The following is a 1544-nucleotide window of genomic DNA, read 5'->3' on the forward strand; positions in this document are numbered from 1 at the left end:
TGAGTCACAGATGGCGCATCTTCAATACGCAGATTGTGTATGTCCTCGTTAGTCCAAAACTGATATTCGATCTCTTTATGCTCTGCAAGCACCGTTAGCCGATCACGAAGCCAACCTTTCTCAAGGCCGTCTGGCGAGTCGCCATTCAACAGCAAATAGCCAAAACCTGTCGCATGGGTTTTGAGCGCATTCCCTGAAAACTCACTCGTGCCGACATAACAACGATATTTTGCGCGGGTTAATGCAACATATAACAAGCGACAATCCTCTGCCAAACTCTCTTTTTCGGCAGCGGTTTTCTCACTATCGTCAGGCTCTAAAGCGAGAGACAAGCGCCCCTCCTCATCATAAAACCAAACCGGAGCAGACACTCTTTTCCCTGAGGATAGAAAGGGGACAAATACGACGGGATATTCAAGACCTTTCGAACTGTGGACCGTTACAATGCGCACCAACTGATCATCGCTTTCTAGGCGTATTTCACGCTCTTTTCCTAAAGTCGAATCGTCCTCCTCGAGCTGTCGGGCAAACCAGTGCAAGAGACTTGCAGGGCTGCCAATGCGCGCCGATTGGGCTTGGAGTAATTCGGCAATTTGACCGACATTGGAGAGTTTGCGCTCCCAGAGCAATTCTTGGTCCTCTGAACCTTGCCAATGCTCCAACGCGCCAAAGCTGACCAATGCAGAGCGAACCGCTGATAAAACCCCGTGATCCTGCCAACGGAGTGCAATCTCTCGCAGGCGCTCCGTCCAGGAAAAAGAAATCGCTTCATTTTGCTGCATTTCCATTAAGGACCGATCACTGAGTCCCCAGAACGGGTCACTCAAACACTGCATGAGCGCGCGCTCACTCGCCGTATTTTGAGCGGCGAACAATAGGTTGTAGATGGAGACGGCCTCCGGAGTGTGAAAGATTGAGTGCCGATTATCAAAGCTCGCTTTCACGCCCTGCGCGAGCAAATGCTGCTGCATAACCAGGGCTTCATTTCGGTCTCGAACGAGAATCGTGATATCTGCGCTCTTAACCTGCAATGACGCATCACCCAGCAACTTAACGAGACGCATTGCACAAAGGCGCGCTAACGCATCTTGCGTACCTTCTTTGTTGCGTTTCTTATCACCGTCTGTCTCATTACATACCTGATCGATATACAGCCCAGCGCCCCATTCAGGTTTGCGCATATTCGTACCGGAGCGCACCTCAACATAAGCAATCCCTTTGTCCAAGAAAGGCTTATCGTGATTGTCATAAAGAGCATTAAAAGCATCAAGCACCGCAACTGAGGATCGCCAGTTATCCCGCATAGTGAAAACGTGGCCTTTGTCAGACGCCAGGACGTCTGAACGCGCCCTTAGATACGTCGCCATATCTCCGCCACGAAATCCATAAATGGCCTGCTTGGGGTCACCAATAAGCACGAGTGACGAAGGATGAGATGGCGAAGCCTCCTGCCCCGCCGTTCCGAAGATACGAGAGAAAATCGGGTACTGCAGTGCGTCCGTGTCCTGAAATTCATCAATCAAAGCAACACTATATTTTTGACG

General features: G+C 50.4%; 1 protein-coding gene. It reads right to left on the minus strand.

Annotation, left to right across the window (positions count from 1 at the left end; genetic code table 11):
* Positions 1–1544: exodeoxyribonuclease V subunit beta (locus tag A3750_RS12915; protein ID WP_156498570.1), on the minus strand; the 1544-nt coding region annotated here is incomplete at both ends.

This window comes from Oleiphilus sp. HI0079 (assembly GCF_001635105.1).